The 21,770-nt window shown below is 68.1% G+C and carries 21 protein-coding genes and 1 tRNA gene; 9 read left to right on the forward strand and 13 right to left on the reverse strand.

Annotated features, from left to right (window positions below):
- The 5 genes from V6D00_01345 to V6D00_01365 form a co-directional block, all read right to left on the reverse strand.
- On the reverse strand, positions 1 to 349 hold a 349-nt coding region (locus V6D00_01345; GenBank protein ID HEY9897800.1), incomplete at its 3' end, for a hypothetical protein.
- A 108-nt stretch (positions 350 to 457) separates the two neighbouring features.
- Positions 458 to 718, reverse strand: coding sequence for a hypothetical protein (locus tag V6D00_01350; protein HEY9897801.1), 261 nt, complete (start codon positions 716 to 718; stop codon positions 458 to 460).
- A gap of 207 nt (positions 719 to 925) precedes the next feature.
- Positions 926 to 1,378 (reverse strand): DUF4234 domain-containing protein, encoded by a 453-nt coding sequence (locus V6D00_01355; GenBank protein ID HEY9897802.1) that lies wholly within the window; start codon positions 1,376 to 1,378, stop codon positions 926 to 928.
- A 150-nt stretch (positions 1,379 to 1,528) separates the two neighbouring features.
- Positions 1,529 to 1,615, reverse strand: a tRNA-Ser gene (locus V6D00_01360).
- A 46-nt stretch (positions 1,616 to 1,661) separates the two neighbouring features.
- Positions 1,662 to 2,267, reverse strand: a complete 606-nt coding sequence (locus V6D00_01365; protein HEY9897803.1) for a LysM peptidoglycan-binding domain-containing protein — start codon at positions 2,265 to 2,267, stop codon at positions 1,662 to 1,664.
- A 227-nt stretch (positions 2,268 to 2,494) separates the two neighbouring features.
- Between V6D00_01365 and V6D00_01370 the strand changes: the two genes are divergently transcribed.
- The 4 genes from V6D00_01370 to V6D00_01385 all read left to right on the forward strand — a co-directional run bounded on the left by V6D00_01370 (position 2,495) and on the right by V6D00_01385 (position 4,603).
- On the forward strand, positions 2,495 to 3,481 hold the full coding sequence (locus V6D00_01370) for an N-acetylmuramoyl-L-alanine amidase (protein HEY9897804.1): 987 nt from the start codon (positions 2,495 to 2,497) through the stop codon (positions 3,479 to 3,481).
- Between the two features lie 78 nt (positions 3,482 to 3,559).
- Positions 3,560 to 4,015 (forward strand): thioredoxin family protein, encoded by a 456-nt coding sequence (locus tag V6D00_01375; protein ID HEY9897805.1) that lies wholly within the window; start codon positions 3,560 to 3,562, stop codon positions 4,013 to 4,015.
- 11 nt (positions 4,016 to 4,026) lie between these two features.
- Positions 4,027 to 4,350, forward strand: coding sequence for a rhodanese-like domain-containing protein (locus V6D00_01380; GenBank protein ID HEY9897806.1), 324 nt, complete (start codon positions 4,027 to 4,029; stop codon positions 4,348 to 4,350).
- Positions 4,351 to 4,354: 4 nt separating this feature from the next.
- Positions 4,355 to 4,603 carry a metal-sensitive transcriptional regulator gene (locus V6D00_01385; GenBank protein ID HEY9897807.1) on the forward strand — a complete coding sequence of 83 codons (249 nt, stop codon included), beginning with the start codon at positions 4,355 to 4,357 and terminating at the stop codon, positions 4,601 to 4,603.
- Here the strand turns inward: V6D00_01385 and V6D00_01390 are convergent.
- Genes V6D00_01390 through V6D00_01400 form a run of 3 tightly spaced genes read right to left on the reverse strand, consistent with a single transcriptional unit; the run spans position 4,600 to position 9,130 of the window.
- On the reverse strand, positions 4,600 to 6,042 hold the full coding sequence (locus tag V6D00_01390; GenBank protein HEY9897808.1) for a S8 family serine peptidase: 1,443 nt from the start codon (positions 6,040 to 6,042) through the stop codon (positions 4,600 to 4,602). The two genes, V6D00_01385 and V6D00_01390, sit on opposite strands and share 4 nt — an antisense overlap.
- Complete coding sequence (locus tag V6D00_01395; GenBank protein HEY9897809.1) at positions 6,039 to 7,247, reverse strand: kelch repeat-containing protein; 1,209 nt, start codon at positions 7,245 to 7,247, stop codon at positions 6,039 to 6,041. The genes V6D00_01390 and V6D00_01395 overlap by 4 nt, the downstream gene beginning before the upstream one ends.
- Complete coding sequence (locus V6D00_01400; protein HEY9897810.1) at positions 7,244 to 9,130, reverse strand: hypothetical protein; 1,887 nt, start codon at positions 9,128 to 9,130, stop codon at positions 7,244 to 7,246. The genes V6D00_01395 and V6D00_01400 overlap by 4 nt, the downstream gene beginning before the upstream one ends.
- 291 nt (positions 9,131 to 9,421) lie before the next feature.
- Between V6D00_01400 and V6D00_01405 the strand changes: the two genes are divergently transcribed.
- Positions 9,422 to 10,702: a phosphatidylserine/phosphatidylglycerophosphate/cardiolipin synthase family protein gene (locus V6D00_01405; protein HEY9897811.1), complete on the forward strand. Its 1,281-nt coding sequence runs from the start codon at positions 9,422 to 9,424 to the stop codon at positions 10,700 to 10,702.
- 48 nt (positions 10,703 to 10,750) lie between these two features.
- Here the strand turns inward: V6D00_01405 and ovoA are convergent, their stop codons facing one another.
- Positions 10,751 to 13,192, reverse strand: a complete 2,442-nt coding sequence (gene ovoA / locus V6D00_01410; GenBank protein HEY9897812.1) for a 5-histidylcysteine sulfoxide synthase — start codon at positions 13,190 to 13,192, stop codon at positions 10,751 to 10,753.
- A 157-nt stretch (positions 13,193 to 13,349) separates the two neighbouring features.
- Between ovoA and V6D00_01415 the strand changes: the two genes are divergently transcribed.
- A complete protein-coding gene (locus V6D00_01415; protein HEY9897813.1) occupies positions 13,350 to 14,048 on the forward strand; it encodes a pirin family protein in 699 nt (232 codons plus the stop codon).
- A 145-nt stretch (positions 14,049 to 14,193) separates the two neighbouring features.
- Positions 14,194 to 14,568 carry a helix-turn-helix domain-containing protein gene (locus V6D00_01420; protein HEY9897814.1) on the forward strand — a complete coding sequence of 125 codons (375 nt, stop codon included), beginning with the start codon at positions 14,194 to 14,196 and terminating at the stop codon, positions 14,566 to 14,568.
- Positions 14,569 to 14,646: 78 nt separating this feature from the next.
- Here V6D00_01420 and V6D00_01425 read toward each other — a convergent pair whose 3' ends face one another.
- Complete coding sequence (locus V6D00_01425) at positions 14,647 to 16,101, reverse strand: S8 family serine peptidase (GenBank protein ID HEY9897815.1); 1,455 nt, start codon at positions 16,099 to 16,101, stop codon at positions 14,647 to 14,649.
- A 254-nt stretch (positions 16,102 to 16,355) separates the two neighbouring features.
- Between V6D00_01425 and V6D00_01430 the strand changes: the two genes are divergently transcribed.
- Together V6D00_01430 and V6D00_01435 are read left to right on the forward strand one after the other, a co-directional pair.
- Positions 16,356 to 17,282, forward strand: coding sequence for an NAD(P)-dependent oxidoreductase (locus V6D00_01430; protein HEY9897816.1), 927 nt, complete (start codon positions 16,356 to 16,358; stop codon positions 17,280 to 17,282).
- 123 nt (positions 17,283 to 17,405) lie between these two features.
- Positions 17,406 to 20,066 carry a valine--tRNA ligase gene (locus tag V6D00_01435; GenBank protein HEY9897817.1) on the forward strand — a complete coding sequence of 887 codons (2,661 nt, stop codon included), beginning with the start codon at positions 17,406 to 17,408 and terminating at the stop codon, positions 20,064 to 20,066.
- 68 nt (positions 20,067 to 20,134) lie between these two features.
- On the opposite strand, the gene V6D00_01440 is transcribed toward V6D00_01435, so the two are convergent.
- Genes V6D00_01440 through V6D00_01450 form a run of 3 tightly spaced genes read right to left on the reverse strand, consistent with a single transcriptional unit; the run spans position 20,135 to position 21,709 of the window.
- The gene (locus V6D00_01440) at positions 20,135 to 20,905 is read right to left on the reverse strand and encodes an RNA methyltransferase (GenBank protein HEY9897818.1); all 771 of its coding nucleotides are present in this window, start codon (positions 20,903 to 20,905) and stop codon (positions 20,135 to 20,137) included.
- Entirely contained in the window at positions 20,902 to 21,345 is a 444-nt protein-coding gene (locus V6D00_01445) for an ATP-binding protein (protein HEY9897819.1), read from the reverse strand. The genes V6D00_01440 and V6D00_01445 overlap by 4 nt, the downstream gene beginning before the upstream one ends.
- A gap of 4 nt (positions 21,346 to 21,349) precedes the next feature.
- On the reverse strand, positions 21,350 to 21,709 hold the full coding sequence (locus V6D00_01450) for an STAS domain-containing protein (protein ID HEY9897820.1): 360 nt from the start codon (positions 21,707 to 21,709) through the stop codon (positions 21,350 to 21,352).
- Positions 21,710 to 21,770: the final 61 nt, after the last annotated feature.

The following is a 21,770-nucleotide window of genomic DNA, read 5'->3' on the forward strand; positions in this document are numbered from 1 at the left end:
TCAATGCTCTGGCACCCGCGCCTGGACGCCGATCCGGCGCATCGTTGGTTGCGCGGGTGCCTTCGAGACATTTGCGGGCAGGACGAAGCAAGATCGTGACAACCAAACCCCGGAGCTGGCAGCGAACGCCGAAGGTGTCACCCATCCCCGATTCGGCCGTCGCACCTTCAAGGATCTTGCCCGGCGCTATTTGAGCCTGGAGGCGAAGGCCCTGTTGAAACTGGAAATACGCGCAGGCGCGCTTTGCTGCCTGAGCCGATGGCGGCCATGCTGCCGACGGCTCGGGCTTAAGCAGCAACCCGGGAAACCATGGCGACCGAATTTTCATCACTACCAGGGACTTAATCATGAGAAACGGTGCCCCGAGAATAGCTGGGAACACCGTTCACTGAGCGGAGGCGGTCGGATTCGAACCGACAGTGGAGGCTTATCGGAATCTAGAATATTTTGCAAGAGCTTATCCGGTGAACAACTTATCAATCAGCCCCTCAAGACGAAGCCCTTCCTCATTCGGGTCATAGTCTTCATCAAAGCCGACTATTAATAATCGATCTTGGCAAAGCTCGCGCAGCTCGCTAGCTTCATTGTCTCCTAGACGCACCTGTCGCGGATCAGTGGCAATTCGGGCCAATTTACTTTGCAGGCTCGCGCACAGCTCGGGGCTCATTTCAAGAAACCGGATCATATAGGCCACATCATCATAGGGAACTCGGATCATAGGGGCACTCCTCGGCGATGTACATTGATGCATATTTTGGCAGGGGGGCGGGCCAATAGACCCCGGGTGCCTCTTAATATGCCCCCACGAGCTTGGGCGACGATGGGGTGATCCCACGAAGTTGAGGCAAGCAAGGTGGCCGCTGTCGATGCGAGTAGGTCGCAAGACTGTCTGCAAGCAGCTAGTTCAAAGCTGAACTCACCCCAGCTAGGTCATGGACGCGTTGGCCTCGCTTGTCGTGATGATTCGATTGATCTTGTACTGCAAATACAAGAAGTTGAAGAAAAAGACCCCGAGACCGGAGAGCCTCACGCGATCATTGCCGGTGGCGCGGAGATGCTCGTCCAAGATCCGCTTCACGCCAATGCCATACCACAAGAGCACGATTGGCCAAATGACAAGGTTGAACAGCGTGGCCGCCAACTCGATACGCCGCCCCAAATAAAAGTGGGTGTGCTGCACCGCTTCGCCAAAGCCGAACGAGTAGACGAGGAATCCGATGCTGACCAGAAGCAAGATAGTTGGCCCGACCCCGCCGAGGCGTTCCCTCGTCCGCAGCGCGTTGAACGCTTCCCGGCGCCGCAAGTACCAGATCGGGGCATAGTTCCCCAGGGTTACGATGCTCAGCAAAATCAGGACCAAGAGGTTTGACTTCTTCACTTCATCCTCGCTCGGCCAAGGGCGTCATGGGCCAGTCCACAACCAAACAACAAGCCAACGTCATCTTACCCAATTATAAGACGTTATTATTATTTGCTCTTATTAGTAAAAACAGCGCCCTCAGCTCAAAGCTGAGGGCGCTGTTGGAAGCGGAGGCGGTCGGATTCGAACCGACGGTGGCTGTTACACCACGCTTGTTTTCAAGACAAGAGCCTTAAACCACTCGGCCACACCTCCGGATGCCCACAGTGTAGCAGGAGGGGGGGCGTCGCGGCAATCCGGCCTAGAGGCCAGCCTGCTTGTGATAGGCCGCGAGGTCGTGGACCTGGTAGACCGTGCCCCCCTTGGCGGAGCCCGAGGCGATCGCGGCGAAGCCAACCGCCTTCCCGCCCTTGGCGGGCGTCACGCTGATCTCCTGGGCCTCGGCGTAGCCCCAGGCCGCCTGGGCGCTTCGCCAGTCGAGGGCAGGAAGCTTCTCTCCGGCTTTCTGGCGTGCGGCGGCGGCCTTCTGGGCCGCGACCATGGCCTCGAGCATGAAGGTGGAATGCGCGTTGATCGGGAGCTTCACGACCTGGCCGGCCTTGAGGCTCTTGCCGTTGAGGGCCTGGAGGTCCTTGACGTAGGCGTTGATCTCGCTGCTGGTCGGCGCGATGCCGTCGGCCGCGGAGGCGAACTTTCGGGCGATGCTCCAGTACGTGTCGCCGACCTTGGCGGTGATGCCCAGGTGGTCCTTGCCGGGCGTCACCGTCACCTCGACGGTCTTGGCGGCGTTGGTCAACTTGTCGGCGCTCGGCTTGGCGGCGGCCGTGACGGCATTCGCCGTGGCGGATGCGGCCGGGGCGACGGGGCGCGGCGTGGGGATGGGGGCTTGAGACGAAATGGACTTCACGGTTCCTCCCTTGGTGACGGCGTTGCCGGGAGCACGGTCGATGCGAGTCCTATCGCGGCGCGGCGCCGGGTTCTTGTCTCAAGGATTGTCACGGTTCGTGAATACCCGTAACGCAGCACCCGCGCGGCCGGAAGGAAAGCTTAAGGAAAGTATCAAGTGACCTTTACCTGGTTGCCGGCCGCGAGCGACGATATAACGCTAGGTAAGTGAACCAAGGGGGATGCGGCATGGCAATGGGATTCAACAGCATCAACACCGCCTCGCTCGGCCAGCTGGTCAGCCGCATGGGCAGCCGCGTACAGGCCGGCGGCGGCCTGCAGAAGCCTGCTGTCACCCAGGTGCCCTCGCCCAACTTCAACGACCGCCCCGGCGGCGCCAAGGACATCTCGGCGGTCGTCCTCCACCACACGGCGGGCGGTACCCTTGAGAGTAACGCCAGCTTCTTCCAGAACGCCTCGGCCGAGGTCAGCTCCCACTACATCGTCGGCAAGGACGGACGGATCGTGCAGTCGGTTGCTGACGGCAAGCGCGCCTGGCACGCCGGCAAGAGCGAGTTCAAGGGCCGCGACGACGTCAACGACTTCAGCCTCGGCATCGAGATCGTCAACACAGGCAGCGGCAGCGACCCCTTCACCGAGGCCCAGTACAAGTCGATCATCGACCTGGTCGCCTGGATGTGCCAGACCTACGACGTCCCGCTCGATCGCGTCACCGGTCACAAGGACGTCGCCCTGCCCCGGGGCCGCAAGAACGACCCTGCCCCCAACTTCGACTGGAGCCGCGTGCGCGCGGGCGTCGAGGCCAAGCTCAAGGGCGCCTCAGCCCCTGCTCAGAGCGCCCCCCCCGCCCCGAGCGCCCCCAAGCCCGCGGCCCCTGCCCAGAGCGCCGCGCCCAAGCTGCAGAGCGTCCCCTTGGGCTCCCTCGATAGCCTCACCCTGAGCAGCGCGGCCCAGGCCCAGCTCGGCCAGCCTCTCACCGAGGTTCCCCTCGGCGCCATCCTCGTGCCGAACCAGGTCTACCAGCCCGCGGTCCAGCTCCCGCAGGCCGCGATCCAGGTCGCCCAGCCGGCCATCCAGCCCACCTATGCCCCTGCCGTCCAGCCCACCTATGCCCCTGCCGTCCAGCCCACCTTCGCCCCCGCCGTCCAGCCCACTCAGAGCGGCGCCGTCCAGCCCCGCTTCTCGGCGGCCGTCGAACCGAGGTTCGCGAGCTAGCCAGAGGCTTGACGCCGCATCTCCCTCTGGCTAGGATACCTATGGGGGGTACTTGATCCCCCCTCGGGAGGTGAGAGGATGGCGCGGCCGGCATGGATGACACCGGGCCTGTCGAAGTGGCTCGATCGGGGGCTGACCCTCGCGGCGGTCGCGCTCGTCGTCGTGACGCTCGGGCGCTACGTCCTTCCCCGCACCGCCGACGGCCTCGGCGATGCGGCGCTGAGCCCCGCCCTCGCACCGGGGCGGGTCGCGCTGGTGGAGCTCGGGGCGACCTACTGCCCCTCCTGCATCGCCTCCAAGCCCATCGTGGCGGCTCTCGCCAGGGTGTACGGCGATCGCGCCGATGTCCGGGCGATCGACATCGACCGGCCCGAGTACCGAGCGGAGGCCGAGCGCCTGGGCGCTATCGCCAAGCTGCGCTACACCCCGACGTTCCTCATCACCGACCGGCAGGGCCGGGCCGTCGCGAAGTTCGTCGGCCCCACGTCCTATGCCGCCCTTTCCCGGGCGTTGGATGACGCCCTCAAGCTTTGACAGGAGGCATCATGTTCGGAATGTCCGATGCGCACGTCCCCGAGGTCTCGACCCAGGAGGTCGATGCCATGCTCGCAGCGCCCGGCGCCCCCTTCGTGCTCGACGTGCGAGAGCCCGGCGAGTACGCGGTTGGGCACATCGCGGGTAGCCACCTGATCCCCCTGGGAAGCCTGCCCGAGCGCCACTCGGAGGTCCCCAGGGATCGCAAGGTCGTGGTGGTCTGCCGCAGCGGCGGGCGCAGCGCGAGCGCGACCCGGCTCTTGCTCGCCGAGGGCCACGATGCCACCAACATGGCAGGCGGCATGCTCGCCTGGCGCGGCCCCGTGGAGCGCTAGCCCGATGAGCCAGGACAAGATTGTGCAGAACCTGCGCCGCATCGAGGGCCAGGTCAAGGGCCTCCAGCGGATGATCGTCGAGGAGCGTCAGTGCGACGAGATCCTCATGCAGATCATGGCGGCAAAGGCGGCCCTCGATCGGGTGACGAGCGATCTGGTCGAGAACCAGATGGAGTCGTGCTTCATCGACATGGATCCCGAGGCCATCAAGGAGAAGATGACCCAGACCATCCGGCTGCTCTGCAAGCGCTAGTCCGGTAGCGTTCCTCGGATCGCGCGGGCGGCGTTGACCCGCCCGTGGCCGTAGAACGGGTCGAGCCCCTCGGCGCCCAGGTCGTCCGCGCTCTCGGCCAGCCGGCGCTTGACCCGGTCGGCCCAGGCCGCGGTCTCCTGATCGGGGCCGTTCGAGCCGTAGACGATGTTCACGAGCGTCGCGACGCCCGCCGCGAAGGGGGCCGCGGCGCTCGTGCCGTTGAAGAGCCGGTAGGCGCCGGAGTAGTCGCTCGCGCCTCTCTTGGCGGCCGTGCTCCAGATGTAGTTGCCGGGGGCCGAGACCCAGATCTCGGGGCCGCGGCTCGAGTAGGGCGCGAGCATCTCCCAGTCGAGGTACTGGAAGGTGCACGAGACGCCGACGGCAGCCGGGCTGTTGGCGGGAACCTCGACGCGGCCGTCGCCCCCGTTGTTGCCGGCCGCCACGCAGACGACGATGCCCTTCTGGCGCAGCTCCTCCATGATCGCGTCGTACACCTCCAGCCGGGCGGTGATGGTGGGGCCGTAGCTCAGGTTCACCACCCGCACCTTGCCGGCGGCGGGGTTCTGGAGGTTGGAGTAGGGAGCGTCCGGCCGGTTGTAGTGGGCGGCGATCTCGAGCCCCCTGAGGATGCTGAAGTCCGAGCCGCCTCCCGTCGAGCCGATCACCTTGATGGGCAGGATGGCCACCCCCGGTGCGACCCCGGCGGCGCCCATGCCGTTGCCGCGCTTCGCGCCGAGCACCCCGGCGCACGCGGTGCCGTGGTCGTTCTCGGCCGGATCGAAGGAGGCGCTCGAGACGACTCCCTCGACGACGGGATCCGCCGAGTTGTAGCCGGGCAGCACGTTGAGGTCGGGGTGGTCGGGATCGACCCCCGTGTCGATCACCGCGACGGTGGTGCGCGCGAGCCTGGCCGGATCGACGCCGTCGAGGCCCGACCAGGCGCCGTAGACGTCCGCCGTCCTGGCGGGGTAGGGCCACTGGGCGCCGAGCAACGGGTCGTTCGCGCCCGTGGCCTCGCGCCGCTCGATCCGGTGGTTGGGCTGCGCCGCGAGGACCCCCGGCTGCTGGCGCAGGTAGGCGAGCCCCTGATCCAGGGCGATGCCTTCGGGCGGCGCGAGCAGGGCGACGCGGTGCGAGAAGCGCAGCTGCTCCTTGAGCGAGGCCCTGCCGAGGCTGCCCCAGTCGAGCGGCAGCTGAGCACCCGGCGAAAGGGTCACGACGATCTCGCCGGGGACGATGGCTGCCGCTCTTGCGCCCGTGAGCGTCCCCCCGACGGGGGCGCTCGCGTCCATGCTCTCGCCGGGATAGCGGTCCTCGACTGCGGCGCTCAGCACGGGGGCCGCGGGGCCTCCGGCGCCGGCGCCGGGGCTCGTCACCTGGCAGCCCGTGACGGCGAGGCCCAGGCCGAGCGAAAGAGCGAGATGGCGCCTGAGGGTCATGGGAGGACCTCCGGGTTGAAGGCTTCGGCGGTGCGAAGGGGGCGTCCCGATGCGTCCATTCCCCCCGTCACCACGAGCAGGCGCTCGGAGAGCGCCGCCGCGGCCAAGAGGGCGCGCTTGGTGGTCATCGGCGGCTCGGTGCGCCAGGTGTCGGTTGCGGGGTCGTAGGATTCGACGGTGGAGAGGGCCCGGTTTTCCGCGTTGGCGCCGCCCAGCGCATAGAGCCTGCCGTTCGCCGCGACCAGCGAGAGCGAGTGTCGCGCCGTGGGCATGGCCGAGCAGGTGGCCCAGGTGTCCAGGACCGGGTCGTACGCCTCGAAGGCGCCGAGCGCCTGCATGCTCGCTCCGGCGTTGGCGTTGACGCCCCAGGCGCCGTAGTAGGAATCCTGGGCGGGGGTGCCGACCCACCTGAAGCCGCCCGCGGCGTAGATCTTGCCGCCGAGCATGGCGACCCCGAGGCTGCCGCGCGAGGTGGGCATTGGGGCGGCCAGGTGCCACTGCTGGGTGCGGGCCGAGAGGGCCTCGACCAGGGGCGAATCGACCCAGACGTACCCCTGGGGGGTGCCGTCGTAGCGCTTGCTGGAACCGCCCAGCAGGTAGAGGGTCTCGCCGTCCGAGACGACGCCGGCCGCGGTGCGCGGGGCCACGAGGTTGCCGAACGAGCTCCACTGGGGGCTCTCGACGGCGGTGAAGGCGTCCAGGCTCTCGGGATCGAAGAAGATCGGAGCGGCGATCTCGGGGGCCCCAAGGTACTCGCGGTCGTTGGCGACCATCACGATCCGGTTGCGCAGGGCCGCCGCCTGGCCGATGGGGTGGGCGATCGCCGACTGGTTCGGGATGCGGCGCGGCGCCCACTGCCTGAGCACGGGGTCGTAGCGCTCGATCAGGTCGTTGAAGTCGCCCCCGATGGCGTAAAGGGCGCCGTTCATGGCGACCAGCGAGTGCGCGGCGCGCGCGATCGCAAGCGGCGACCGGGGTAGCCAGCTCTGGGGCGGCACGTCGCCGAAGCCGAGGGCGAGTGCGGCACCGGGCGACGGGGTGGGTTCCTGCGCCTTGTCGGGCGCGGACGGATCCTGGGCCCCGGGCGCCGGGGCGCTTTCGGGGCCTTGCGGGCTGACGCCGCTGACGACGGGGGAAGGCGGGCTCTGCTGGCAAGCCGCGAGCAGGCCGCTCGCCAGCAGGAACGGGATCAGTCGGCGCTTCATGGCGTGGTCTCCAGGGTGAGGACCTCGACCTGGTCGAGCACGCGCGCGGTCGAGCCGACGCCGTCGTTCAGGAAGAGCGACGGGGCGCCGCCGATGGCCCAGAGTCGGCCGCTCGCCACGAGCAGGCCGAACGACGAGCGGGGCGTCGAGAGCGGCGGGCCGGGCAGCCAGCGGCGGGTGCCGAGGTCGAGGCGCTCGACGGTTTCGAGCGCGCTCTCCTGGTTGTCCACCCCGCCCGCGGCGTAGAGCGAGGTGCCGGCATGGGCTATCGCGAGCTCCGAGCGCGAGGTCGGCAGGTCGGCCCAGCCCGCCCACTGCCCGCGCGCGAGGTCGAGGGCCTCGACGCGCGGCATGGCCGAGCGGAACAGGAAGCCGTAGGACCCCATGTTCTCCTGGATGTCGGGCTTGTCGCCGCCCGCGACCACGATCGTCGGGTTCCCCTGGAGCGAAAAGGCCGAAAAGCCCGCTCGGGCGCGCGGGGTCCGGATGGTGGGGATGCCGCCGGCGTCCACCTGCCAGGTCCCTGCCACCGGATCGTACTGCGCCGCGTGGCTGCGATCGAAGGGGGCCTCCGCGACCCGGTCGCCGAAGGCGTTGATCAGCACCGTGAGCTTGCCGCCCTGGGCGAAGGCGCCCACCGGGTAGCCCAGCATCGAGAGCGGCCAGCCGTTGACGGCCGGCACGTCGCCGAGCTCGGCCCAGGCGGGCTGGGGCGCGGCGAGGTCGAGCACCACGGCATCCTTGCGGTAGCCCTCGCCCTTGGTGTAGCCCCCCACGGCGTAGAGCTTGCTTCCGATGAGGACGGTCGCCGCCCCGTCGCGCGCGCCAGGCAGGTCGGGCAGCGCCTCCCAGGTAGGCGCCGCCTGGTGCGTGTCGAGTTGCCAGCAGCCTGCGGTGTCGGCCCCGCCTTGGACGACGCCGCCGACGACGTAGAGGTGGCGGCCGTCAGTGGCGTAGCCCGCGTTGCCGACCGCGACGGGCAGCTTGGGGCCGGCCTCCCAGCCCGCGAAGGCGACGCTGACGCTCGCCTCGCCGCCCTCAGGGACGTTCAGCGAGCGGCTCGCGACGCCGAAGCCGGGCACCGAGATCCAGACCGTCCAGGTGCCGGGCAGGATGGGCCCCACCCGGTAGCGGCCGTCGGTCTGGGTGGTCGCGGGCGACACCCCGGCCTGGAGGGGCGAGACCGGGTCGTCGACCCAGAGGCTAGCCCCCACCGTCCGGGGGGCCCCTGTGACGCTCACCAGGGCCGAGCCGGGCGCGATCGCGTAGGAGCCGGCCACCTCGAGCGAGCCCGAGGCGCCTGCCACCGCGTCCGCCCACTTCGCCGCATCGATGAGGGCGTGGTGCGGGGCGTTGCTCTGTTGCTTGAGGGCCTCGAGCTTTCGCATCACCCGGACGGGATCCGCCTGCTGCGCCAGGGCTCGCTGATCGGTCGCCAGCCATCGCTGCCAGACCCGGCCCACCGCGGTGGTGGCGCTCGAGAGCGCGACCTGGTTGGAGCCCGTGGCGAGAGTTGCGACCGCGAGCCACTCGGCGCCCGGCACGGGGCGATCCGCCGCGTCCAGGGCCCGGAGCTCGAGGAGCCGGTTCGCCCCGGTGGGAAGGCCCTCCACCCGCAGGGTCCTCGCGCCGTCGGCCTGGGGCACGTCGACCGAGACCGCCGCCTCTCGATCGCCGGCGCGCACCGTCAGCCGGAGCCGCGAGCCCTCGCCCAGGGTCTGGGCCTGCGTCATGCGCGCGGCACTCGCCGTCGGGGGAATGGTCAGGGTCAGGCTCGCGCCCTCGGCGGCCGTGCCGAGAGAGAGGGGGGGCCTTGCGCCGGGCAGGGCCTGGCACCCCGCCGCAAGGGCCAGGCTCAGCGCGAGAAGTGACGGCAGGGCCATCGGTGGCGTTCGCAGGGTACTTCCCTCCCTTGTTCGGGGTGGCGCGGCTCCCGGTAACATACCCTTCCCTCGCTCGCATGTAGCGGACCTTGCTCGGTGACGGGACAGCGCCCGGAATCGCTCGCCGAGGTCAGAAATCTCCGGGAATGGGCGATAATCAAGAGAGGTCCTGCTGCTGGGAGGCATTCGCCCTTGTCGAAGATCGATCCGACTTCTCGCTCGTATCAGCCGTCGCGTGCCCTTTCTGCCGCCACGACGGGTGGTGCTGCGGCCGCGGGAGTAAGCCCGGATATGCGCCTGCGCACCTATCCCCATGGGCGATCGCCCGTCGGCACCGCCGTGAACCAGGCCGTCTTCGAGACGAGCAAGGGAACCCTCGACACCTCCCGCGCCTTCGCGACGGGCTCGATCGAGGACGTCTGGCTCAACGACACCGACGCCGAGGACGAGTGCATCGAGCAGGTGATCGGGCTCCTGGAGAAGGCCCAGCTCGAGATCTGCATCCAGACCTTCATCTTCGACTATAAGTCGGAGGCCTCCCGTCGCATGCTCAAGGCCCTCGCCGACAAGCAGGCCAAGAACCCCGACTTCAAGGTCTACATCGCCTACAACCGCGACCTGAATCCCTTCGGCCAGTCGATGGAGCAGGCCCTGGCGAAGGCCGGAGTCAAGGCGGAGGTGGCCTTCTACGCGGGGGCCGTCAGCCGCCAGTCCAACCACACCAAGATGTTCGTTCTGGACGGGCGCGAGGCGGTGATCGGCGGCGACAACATCGACGACCCCAAGGAGCGCGACCTGATGATCCACGTGCGGGGGCCCGTGGTGGAGTCGTTCCTTCAGGACTTCGACGACGCCTGGCGCACCTCCAAGCGCTGGCTCAACGCCACCGCGACGCCACCGGTCCACCTCAAGGCCCCGCCCCTGCCCTCGACCCAGCCGCAGGTTCCCATGACCATGCTGACCAAGCGTGGGGTGTCCTGGCTCGGGGACTACGCGGCCAACGACGCCGATCAGGGCTTGCTCGCCGCCATGAACGCGGCCACGACGAGCATCAAGCTCACCACCCCCAACTTCAACGCCACCGAGGTCTGGGATGCGATCGAGGATGCGGCCAAGCGCGGGGTCAAGGTGCAGTTGCTGGTGACGCGGATGCGGAACCCGGTGCTGGTCGCCGATCGATCCACCGCCTGGGCGGCCGAGCGCTTCGTGGCACAGTTGCCGGAGGAAGCCCGCCGGAACGTCGAGCTGCACTGGACCTCGGAAGACGGCAAGAATCTCTCCGACTCGCACACCAAGTACCTGTCGGTGGACGGCCAGTGGGCCTACGTGGGCTCCCAGAACATGGACAACCAGTCGTGGTCCTTCTCGCGCGAGGTGGGCGTCGGCATCGACGACGCCGCGCAGGTGGCGCGCCTCGATCGGGCCGTCTTCGACCACGACTGGGCCACGAGCATCCCGGCCAAGATCGATTGGGTGGACAAGATCGTGCCTTTGCCCGCGCGCAACTGGGGTGAACGCCTGCTACGCCTCTTCCTCCCGATTCTCGCCTTCTTCACGGGGCGCAAGGCTTGATCGAGGTGTCAAGGAAAAGCCCCGCCGACGAGCGGCGGGGCTGAGGCCTTACTTCCTTCGCCAGAGCATCGCGTGCGACACGATGTACTGGAACTTGCGGGCGTGCTCTCGGATGACGAGTGGCACGTCCGTTTCCTTCACCAGCTCGAACTCGCCTGCAAGCATCGCGCGCAGGGTGTCGGCGGCTCGGACGCCTTGGCCGTCGCGCTCGAAGCCTCCGAGCCAGGCCTCGATCGGGGTGAACTGCTCGAGCCAGGAGTAGGGCGAGACCAGGAGCAGGAGGCCGCCGGGCCTCACCAGGCCGCGCGCTCCGCCCAGGCGCGAGAGGCACGCGCGCGGGCTCGGGAGGCGGCAGAGGAGGTTGGCCATCAGGACCGCGTCGAAGCCCTCGTACTCGGCGGGAAGCGCGCATGCGTCCGCCTGCCTGAAGGTGGTGCGCCCGCGTTCGATCGCTGGGTCGATCACGGCCGTGCGGGGCGTCGAGAGCCGCCCCTCGTCCTTGCGGCCGTAGTCGAGGCGCCCGTCGCGGCGCAGGGTCTCGGCCGCGTCGATGAACGATTTTGAGAGGTCCACCCCCGTCACCGAATCGAAGTGCCGCGCCAGCTCGAAGACCGCCCCGCCGACGGCGCAGCCCACGTCCAGCGCTCGCCCGCCGGTGATCCCCGCCTCGCGCGCCGCCTCGCTGAGCATCCGGGCGCAGCGCTGGGCGAAGTCCACCGCGTCCTTGGGCCCGAAGCCGTAGGGCATGACGTCCTCGGGGGTGCCGTAGTGCATCAGGAGATACTCGTCGAGCAGCTGGCGCGTCTCGTAGACGTCCTCCTTGCCCCCTTCGGCGCCGAGCTTGACCGCGCCGCCGTCGCCGGGCGAGCGCACCAGGCGGAAGCCCGCATGCTGGTAGAAGTGGGGCCGGAAGTGGAAGCGGGCCCAGATGCTCGCCTCGTCACCGGTGCTGACGAACGAGCCGCCCAGGAGCATCTGGTGCTTCCCGTCGTAGCAGGGGACGCTGAAGTCCTCGTAGAGCGGGTCGAGCTTGCTGCCGCTCAGGGGGTTGAAGTGGTCCTCGCACCACTGCCAGACGTTGCCCATGGCGTCGTGCAGCCCCTCGGGGGTCGGGGGAAAGGCGTCGACCGGGCACGCCGCGCCGTAGGCGAGGTTGAGGTTGAGGCCCTCGGCCCGGGCCATGGCGCTGCCGGCGTGCGCCATGACCGGATCGCGGCGAGCCGCGCGATCGGCCAGGCGCATGGCATTCGGGCGCATCCGGTTGTGCTCGGCCTCGCTCGGCAGGCGTAGCGGCGTGCCGCCTTCGCGTTCGCTGCGCCAGGCGCAGTAGGCCTTGGCCTCGAAGTAGTTGACCTCGGCGGGCCAGGACCAGGGCATCTCGACGGTCTCGAAGCAGGTCCGCAGCTTGAAGCGGTGAAGGCCCGAGGGGCCCTCCGACACCCAGAAGGTCGGCCACTTGGCGTTGCGGAAGGTCTTCCACTGCCAGGCCTCTTCCGACCAGTAGCGCGCCTCGCGGTAGCCGCCCGCCTTCACGAAGGCCAGGAACTCGCCGTTGCTCACGAGCTGCCGGCTCGCGGCGAAGCCCTCGACCGTCACGCTGCGATCGCCGTACTCGTTGTCCCAGCCGAAGGTCGGCCAGGTGCGAGGCTTGCCCAGGTGAACCTCGGCCCCGCTCACGTCGACCAGGGGGTTCTCGGGATAGTCCCGCCCCGCGAGCGGCTCGTCGACCCGGGAGCCGCGTGCCGTCGGGTGCTCGGCGGGCCACTGGGCGGGACGGCGCACCAGGTGCTGGGGCAACTCGCGGATGAGGACCGAAGAGGTATCCAGGTGGATGCGCTCGTGCTCGAAGCCCATCAGGACGGCCCGCAGGGGACTTTCCTGCGAGAGGGCCGGAGCGTCCAGGTCGGGGTGGGTCTCGAGCAGCTTGCGGACGATGCCGTAGACCGTGCGACGGTAGGCGTTGCCCTCCTGGACGGAGGGCCAGGTGCGCTCGTTCTTGGACATGTCGTCCCAGGACATCTCGTCGACGCCGGTCTCGAAGAGGTGCTCGTAGTCTGCGTTGAGCGAGTCGCCGAGGAGCCCCGAGAGGCGCAGCTTGTTGATGTAGAGCACCGCCGGATGGCAGTAGTAGAAGATGAGGGGGTGGCGCAGGTTGTGGTAGGGCGGCCGGTAGAAGGCCTCCTCGTGGGTGAGCGACGCGAACAGCACCTCGGTCAGGGTCCAGGTGTTGTCGAAGTAGGCGAGGACCTCGTCGCGCGTGCAGCGGCCGTAGTCGAGAAGGGGCAAGGAGGTCATGACCCCCGAGGCGTCCACCCCCGGACACTGCCCGTGGACGGGGGGCTTTCCGGTCCACCACCAGTCGGCTCGCACCTCGCCCAGGGCGTCGTCGGAAAGGCGCCCCAGGTTGCGGCGCCATGGTTCGCCGGCCTCGCGCTCGACGCGTGCGGCCAGGCTCGGGCTGGTGGGCGGAACGAAAGGATCAGTCTGCAAGACAACGCCTCCTCAGCGCATGCACCGCGGCGCCTCGCCGCATGATGCTCCATCATACGCCCCGGGACAAAGGGACAGATGGCGGTTGACAGTTGGTTCTAGTTAGAACTAAACTGGAGTTGATTCTACCTAGGACTGAAAGGAAGGGTAAGCCACCATGCTGATGATCCGCAAGAGCCAGGAGCGCGGCCACGCCAACCATGGCTGGCTGGACACCTACCACACCTTCTCGTTCGCCGACTACTTCGACCCTGCGCACATGGGCTTCTCGGCGCTTCGCGTGATCAACGAGGATCGCGTGGCGGCCGGGACGGGCTTCGGGACCCACCCCCACCGGGAGATGGAGATCGTGACCTACGTCCTCGAGGGGGCCCTGCAGCACCGAGACAGCATGGGCAACGGCGCGATCATCAAGGCCGGCGACATCCAGTACATGAGCGCGGGCACCGGCGTCACCCACAGCGAGTTCAACCCTTCCGAGCAGGACGGGCTGCACCTGCTCCAGATCTGGATCATGCCGAACCAGCGGGGCGGCGAGCCGCGCTACGCGGAGCGCAACTTCTCCGACGAGCAGAAGCGCGGGCACTGGGTCCTGCTCGTCTCGCCGGACGGCCGCGACGGCTCGATCGCCATCCGCCAGGACGCCTCGCTCTTCGTCACCGTCCTGAAGGCGGGCGATCGCCTTCCCTACGCCCTCGATCCGGCGCGGCGCGCCTACCTCCACGTGGCCAGGGGATGCGTCTCGCTGAATGGAGAGCCCCTCTCGGCCGGAGACGGCGTCGGCGTCTCCGGCGAGTCTGAGATCGTGCTCGATGCTGACGACTGGGGCGAGGTGCTGCTCTTCGACCTGCCCTGAGCCCGGGGCAGCCGGGGTCTGCTGTCGGTGCGATCGTTTGCCGTGCACGAATGGTGCGTAGTTGTGATATAGTTGATCGGGCGAATATGGCTGCTTGTCGCAGTGTGAGCCGGCTACCACTTCTGAAAACCCGGGAAGGTGACGCATGTCGTGCGGTATCCAAACTGAAAACCACGTGGCTGGGGCGGTTTGCCAGGTCTTTCACCGGACGATCGAGGTCATCGGTCGTCGCTGGACCGGGGCGATCATCTCAGCGCTCATGAAGCGTCCGCGCCGGTTCTGCGAGTTCCGCGAGGCGGTGCCCGACCTGAGCGATCGCCTCCTGACCGAGCGCCTCAAGGAGCTCGAGGAGTGGGGGATCATCGTGCGCGAGGTCTCGGCCACGCGTCCGATCCAGGTCCTGTATCGCCTGACCCCCAAGGGGGAGGCCCTCGACCCCGTGTTCTGCGCGATCGGCGCCTGGGCCAGGCAGTTCGAGGCACACGACCCCGACTGCGGGCAGACGCCCGCGCTGCCCTGAATCAGCTTCGCGATCCGATTGACGACTCATTTTCAACCCCCCCCGAGGCTGCTCGGAGGGGGTTGAATCGCGTCAAGGCTAGCGGCTGAAGGGCCACTCCGGGAAGGGGAACGGATTGTCGAATCCGGGCTGGGGCCTGTGGACCGGCTGCTGACCGCGATCGGGCCTGTGACCAGGCTGCTGACCCCGGTCGGGCCTGTGACCCGGCTGCTGACCGGGGTCGGGCCTGGGACCCGGCTGCTGACCGGGGTTGGGCCTGGGACCCGGCTGCTGGCCTTGCTCGGGGGCAGGAGTGGGCGCGGGCTGAGGCTCAGGCAGCGTCGCACCGCCCGCAAGCTCCAGGGCGCGCGCGACGTTGAGGCGCTTGATTCCGTTGCTGAAGCCGCTGACGCCGTCTCCGCTCTGGGTCAGCGCGTCGCGCAGCTGCTGCGGGGTCAGCGAGGGGTACTTGGCGAGCAGCAGAGCCGCGGCGCCCGTGACGTGGGGGCTCGCCATGCTGGTGCCCGAGAGCTTCTTGTAGGTGCCGCCGGTGCTCGAGAGGATGTCGAGGCCGGGAGCGGCGATGTCCACCGAGCTCGCGTGGTTGGAGAAGCTGGTGCGCTTGTCCGATTGATCCGTGGCGCCCACCGAGAGCGCGTTGGGGTAGGCTGCGGGGTAGTTGGGAGTGGTCTTGCCGTCGTTGCCCGAGGCGACCACGCACAGCACGCCCTTGGCGGTGACCTGGTCGATGGCGTCCTTGAGCACCGAGGCCTCCTGGGGGCCGCCGAGCGAGAGGTTGATGATCCGCGCGCCCATCTCCTGGGCCTTCAGGATGCCCTGGGCGATCGCCGAGGTCGAGCCCGAGCCGTCGGATCCGAGCACCTTGATGGCGAGGATCCGGGTCTTGTAGGCGATCCCGACCACGCCCTTGCCGTTGTCGCCGAGGGCGGCGATGGTGCCGGCCACGTGGGAGCCGTGGCCCTGGTCGTCCATCGGATCGTTGTCGTTGTTGCCGAAGTCGGGCCCCTTGATCACCTGGCCCGCGAGGTCCTCGTGGTTGTAGTCCACGCCGGTGTCGACCACGGCCACCGTCACGGCCGCGTCGCCCCGGGTCGTGTCCCAGGCCTGGGGCGCCTGGATCTTCTCGAGGCCCCAGAGCTGCTCGCGCATGGGGTCGTTGGTCACGGCCTGCGAGCGGATCTCGGTGGCGTGGTAGATGTAGTCGGGCTCGGCGTAGATGACGTTGGCGTCGCGGCGCAGCTGGGCGAGGGTCTCTTCGACGGTGCTGCCGGCGGGCACGGTGTAGACGCGGGTGTTGCTCAGGCCCTCGACGGCCTGAACCATCCGCAGGCCCTGGACCGCCCGGGTGCCGTAGCCGTTCTTCAGCTTGACGACGATCTTGCCGGGGGCCGCCTGAGCGCCTTGCGGGGTGCCCGGCGTGGTCAGGCTCGCGCTCGAGGGCATGGTGCCGGGAGCGGTGCCGCAGCCGGCGAGCCCACCGAACGCCAGAAGCGTCCCGGAGAGCGTGAGCAGGGAGAGGTTTCGTTTGAACAAGGAAGGGCTCCTTCGTGGGTGTGGGGTGTCTTGAGAGGAGGGACTGGTTTTCGAGAGCAAAAGCGTCCTCTTTCTGCGCTTTACCCTCGAGGAGTGACGCGATTACCGCGCAAACACAGGTTAAAATCCGAGTAGCTTTCGTGCGAGCATTGTGCCCGCCGCCCCGCGATCGCGCCGCCACCGGGCTGGACGCCCTGAATCCGGTCTGGCGAGGGTTTTCAATTGTTCACAGCTTGCAGGGGGGCTCTGTTACAATGACGGCTTCCGATGAAAGGACGCAGCAGATGGATCTCAGGGGCAAGTCGATCGGCGTGACCGGCGCGAGCGGGTTCTTGGGCGGGTACGTGGTGGACGCGCTGCGCGCGCGTGGTGCGAAGGTGGTGGGCGTGGTCCGCAACCCCCTCAAGGTTCCCGATCTCGCCGGGCGCTGCGCCGAGCTCCGCCAGGCCGACCTGATGGACCCGAGCGCTCTGAGAGCGGCGTTCTCGGGGGTGGACGCCGTCGTCCACACCGCCGCTCTGTACAGCCTGACCCAGGGGGGCTGGGAGGCGAACTTCCGACCCAACCAGATCGGCACGCAGCACACCTTCGAGGCCCTGCGCGACGCCGGGGTCCAGCGCGTCGTCCACGTCAGCACCGTCGGTGTCTACCGGCAGCAGCTCGGGCTTTCGCGCGAGGACGATCCCAAGCTCGAGCTGAAGGATCGCTTCACCGCGGGCGCCTACCGGACCACCAAGGCCCTGAGTGAGGCCCTGGCCTGGCGCCTGAGCGCCGAGTACGGGCTGGCGCTGACGGTCCTGCGCCCGTCGGGCATCTACGGGGCCCGCGACACCAACTTCATGCCCCTGGTGCGCCGGCTGACCCGCCTGCCACTCTTGGTGGTGCCCAACCTGGTTTTCCCCTTCGTCTACGCCGGGGACGTCGCCGAGGCCGCGGCGCTTTCGCTCGAGCGCGAGGTCTCCGTCGGGGAGGCCTACAACACCGCGGGCGAGGCGCGCTCTACCTGGGAGTTCTTCCAGGCCTGGAAGCAGGCGAGCGGCAAGGGGCCCGCCCTCGCCCTGCCCCTGCCGCTGCCGGCGCGCATCGCCTACGACAACACCAAGGCCTTGAAGGACCTCGGCTGGAAGAATTCGGATCTAGTCGATAGCCTGCGCGAGGTGTTCGAAGTCGATCCGGCCTAGATCGCTTCGCCCGGGGCCCCCGCCTTCCCGAGAGGGAGCGGGGGCTTCTGTGTTAAAATCAATCTAATATTGAACCCGATTTCGCCCCTATTTTTGCGCCCATTACCCGCTTTCGGAGGCTCCATGGAACCCACCACGACCGCCGCCCCACAGATGTCCACCGCTTACGAGCCCGCCGCGGTCGAGCCCAGGTGGAGCGATCGCTGGGAGGCGCTCGACGTCTTCAAGATGGACCTGGATCCGGCCAAGAAGCCCTTCTCCATCGTCCTGCCGCCCCCCAACGTGACGGGCTCGCTGCACCTGGGCCACGCCACCAACGGCACCATCCAGGACGTGCTGTGCCGCACCCGGCGCATGCAGGGCCACGGCGTCCTGTGGCAGGGCGGCACCGACCATGCGGGCATCGCCACCCAGAACGTGGTCGAGCGCAAGCTCCGCAACGAGGAGGGCAAGAGCCGCCACGACCTGGGCCGCGAAGCGTTCATCGAGCGCGTCTGGGAGTGGAAGGAGCACTACGGCAACACCATCGTCAACCAGTACCGTCGGATGGGCGCGTCCATGGACTACAGCCGCCTGCGCTTCACCATGGACGAGGGCTACACCAGAGCCGTGCGCAAGGCCTTCGTGCACCTCTACGACAAGGGCCTGATCTACCGCGGCAACCGCATCATCAACTGGTGCCCCCGCTGCCTGACCTCGCTCTCCGATCTGGAGGTGGTCTACAAGGAGTCGGACAGCACCCTTTACCACGTCCAGTACGCCCTGGAGGACGGCTCGGGCGCCATCACCATCGCCACGGTCCGCCCCGAGACCATCCTGGGCGACGTGGCGATCGCCGTGCACCCCGAGGACGAGCGCTACGCCGCCATGGTCGGCAAGAAGGTGCGCGTCCCCATGACGGATCGCCTGGTGCCCGTCATCGCCGATTCCCACGTGGAGCGCGAGTTCGGCACCGGCGCCCTCAAGATCACCCCGGCCCACGACCCGGCCGACTACGAGATCGGCCAGCGTCACGGCCTGCCGAGCATCGACGTCATGACCGCCGAGGGCGCCATGAGCGAGCTTGCCGGCGCCGAGTGGGCGGGAATGGACCGCTTCGAGGCGCGCCAGGTCGCGGCCAAGCGCCTGCGCGACGAGGGCGTCCTGGTCAAGGAAGAGGCCTACCGCAACAACGTCACCCACTGCGATCGCTGCTCGACCGTCATCGAGCCGCGCCTCTCGGACCAGTGGTTCGTCGCCATGCAGCAGCTCGCCGCTCCGGCCATCAAGGTGGTCGAGGAGGGCAAGGTGGACTTCACGCCCGACCGCTGGAAGGGCGTCTACCTCGACTGGCTGCGCAACATCCGCGACTGGTGCGTCTCGCGTCAGCTGTGGTGGGGCCACCGGATCCCGGTCTGGACCTGCGAGGAGGGCCACGCCCACGCCTCGGTCACCGATCTCGCCCAGTGCCCGACCTGCGCGAAGCCGACCGAGCAGGACCCCGACGTGCTCGACACCTGGTTCTCGAGCGCCATGTGGCCCTTCGCCACCCTCGGCTGGCCCGACAAGACCCCCGAGTTCGACTACTTCTACCCGACCAACGTGCTCTCGACCGCGCGCGACATCATCTACCTGTGGGTGGCGCGCATGGTGTTCATGAGCATGGAGTTCGAGCACGAGGTCCCCTTCGAGGACGTGGTGATCCACGCGACCATCCTCGACGCCAAGGGCCAGCGCATGAGCAAGTCCAAGGGCACCGGGGTCGATCCGCTCGAGATCATGGGCAAGTACGGCACCGATGCCTGCCGCTTCTGGTTCGCCGGCGCCGGCACCAGCGCGCAGGACGTCCGCTACACCGAGGACAAGCTCGAGGCGGGCCGCAACTTCGCCAACAAGCTCTGGAACGCGAGCCGCTTCGTGCTCATGAACCTGCCCCAGGGCTTCAGCAAGGGGATCTCCGAGATCCCCGCCGAGCAGCTCGACATCGCCGATCGCTGGATTCTCAGCCGCCTGCAGCACACGGTCAAGACCGTCACCGGGGCCATCGATGCCTTCTCGCTCTCGGACGCCACCACCGCGCTCTACGAGTTCGTCTGGACCGAGTTCTGCGACTGGTACCTGGAGCTGGCCAAGCCCCGCATGCGCGAGGGGGACGAGGCGGTCAAGGCGGTGCTGCGCGAGGTGCTCTCGACGGCGCTGCGCCTGATGCACCCCTTCATGCCCTTCATCACCGAGGAGATCTACGCGCAGCTGGTGGCCCAGGAGCTGGTCGCTCCCACCCAGACCCTGCTCAAGACCACCTGGCCCGCGTACGACGAGGCCCTTCGCGACGAGGCCGTCGAGGCCGAGATGGCGCTGGTCATGGAGGTCATCCGAACCGTGCGCAACATGCGCGCCGAGCTGGGCGTTCCCCCGGCCAAGAAGGCCGAGCGCCTGGTCATCTTCGGCAAGCAGCATGAGCTGCTCGGCCGCATGAAGGCCACCATCGCTCACCTGACCCGTTCGGAAGCGGTCGAGGTCGGCGCCGAGCCGGTCGAGATCGCCCAGGCCGCCTCGGGCGTGGCGGGCGAGAACACCATCCTGCTGCCGCTCGAGGGCTTGCTCGACATCGCCAAGGAGGTCGAGCGCCTCAAGAAGGAGCAGGGCCAGCTCACCAGCGAGCGCCAGCGCCTGGAGGGCCAGCTCTCCAACGAGGCCTTCGTCTCGAAGGCCCCGGCGCACGTGGTGGACAAGCTGCGCAGCCGCATGGGCGAGGTCGACGCTCAGCTTTCGACCCTCTCGCAGCAGATCGCGCGCTGGGCGTAGTTACCTTTCCGGAGTGCAACGGGCCTGCCCCACAGGGCAGGCCCGTTGCACGTTCTGGAAGGAAGCGATTACGAGAGGCGCTGGCGAAGGGTCTCGTAGAGGCAGACGGCGGTTGCGATCCCCGCGTTGAGCGATTCGGCCTGCCCCGGCATGGGGATGGAGACCGCCTCGGTCGCAAGCCGGACCATCTCGTCCGAGAGGCCAGCCCCCTCGTTGCCCACCAGCCAGGCGAGCTTGCCCCTCAGGTTCAGGTCGTAGAGCGAGCGCTCGGTCCGAAGCGCGGTGGCGTAGATGGCCACGCCCTCGGCCTTGAGGCGCGAGAGGTCCTCGGCGAGCGAGGGGCGCACCAGGACGGGCAGGTGGAAGAGCGAGCCCATGGTGGCGCGCACCGCCTTGGGAGAATAGGGATCGACCGTGCCTGGGCCCACCAGCACGGCGCTCGCGCCCACCGCGTCGGCCGTGCGGATGACGGTGCCCAGGTTGCCCGGGTCCTGGAGGGCGTCGGCCACCACGAAGAAGGCGTCCTTGCTCACGCCGAGGGCGGCCTCGGGCGCGGGGATGCGGGCGATCGCCACCACCCCCTCGGGGGTCTCGGTGGTCACGAGCTGATCGAAGAGGCGCTCGGCCACCAGCGTGGTCTCGACGCCCTCGAGCACGCCGTGTCTCGCCTGCCAGGCCTCGGTGACGAAGGCCTCCACGAGCGGCCAGCCGCTCGCGAGGGCCTCCTGGATGAGCTTGGTGGTCTCGAGGAGGAAGAGGCCCGCTTGCTTGCGCCCCTTCCGGGAGTGAAGGGCGCGCAGGGCCTTGAGCTTGGGGTTCTGGAGGCTGGTGAGGATCAAGGTCTTGCGGTGCTCAGGTACTTGACCAGCCTGACCTCGTTCTTGAAGCCGGGCTGGATGTGGTAGTCGACGTGGTCCATGAGGCTGCGCATGAGGAAGATGCCGAGCCCCCCCACGCGGAACTCGGCCAGGTGCTGGTCGAGGTTGGGCGGTGGGATCTCCATCGGGTCGAAGGTGGAGCCCTTGTCGGTGATCACCACGGTGAACGCGCCGCGATCGGTGCGGATCGAGAGGTGAATCCCGAAGTCGCCCCGCTTCTGGGGGTAGGCGTGCTCCATGACGTTGGCGCAGGCCTCGTCCACCGCGAGCTCGATGCTGTCCAGGGCCTCGCTGGAGAAGCCCACGCCGGCGGCCTTCTCGCGGACGAACCCGCGGATCCGCGCGAGGTTCGCGGTATCGCTGCGGAATGTCGCTTCGAAGCAGCCACTGGCACTGGACATGGCTCTAGGTCTCCAGGAAGGCGGCGATGGCATCGCCGCGCGAGTCGTAGATCTCGAAGAGCTTGGTGAAGCCCAGCAGGTCGAAGACCTTGAAGACCTTCTGGGGCAACTGCACCACCTTGAGATCGCCGTGGTTCTGCCGGAAGTTGCTGATGGCCCCCATCAGGACGCCGAGACCGGCGCTCGAGATGTAGTCCATGAACTCGCAGTCGAGCACGACCTTGTAGTGTTTCTGCGCGACCAGGTCGTTGAGCAGCCGCTCGAGCTGAGGGGCGGTGTGAGCGTCGACGAATCCTTCAGCCTTCACGAAGGTGATGTCGCCTGCTGTTTCGACGCTTTGCCGGAAAGTTTCCAAATAGATCATCCTCTCAGGGAATTGAAGACGGCTTTCCCAACGATATTATAACCCCCCACGGTGAAATTGG

This window comes from Pantanalinema sp., from assembly GCA_036704125.1.
In the GTDB taxonomy this organism is placed as follows: Bacteria; Cyanobacteriota; Sericytochromatia; order S15B-MN24; family UBA4093; genus JAGIBK01.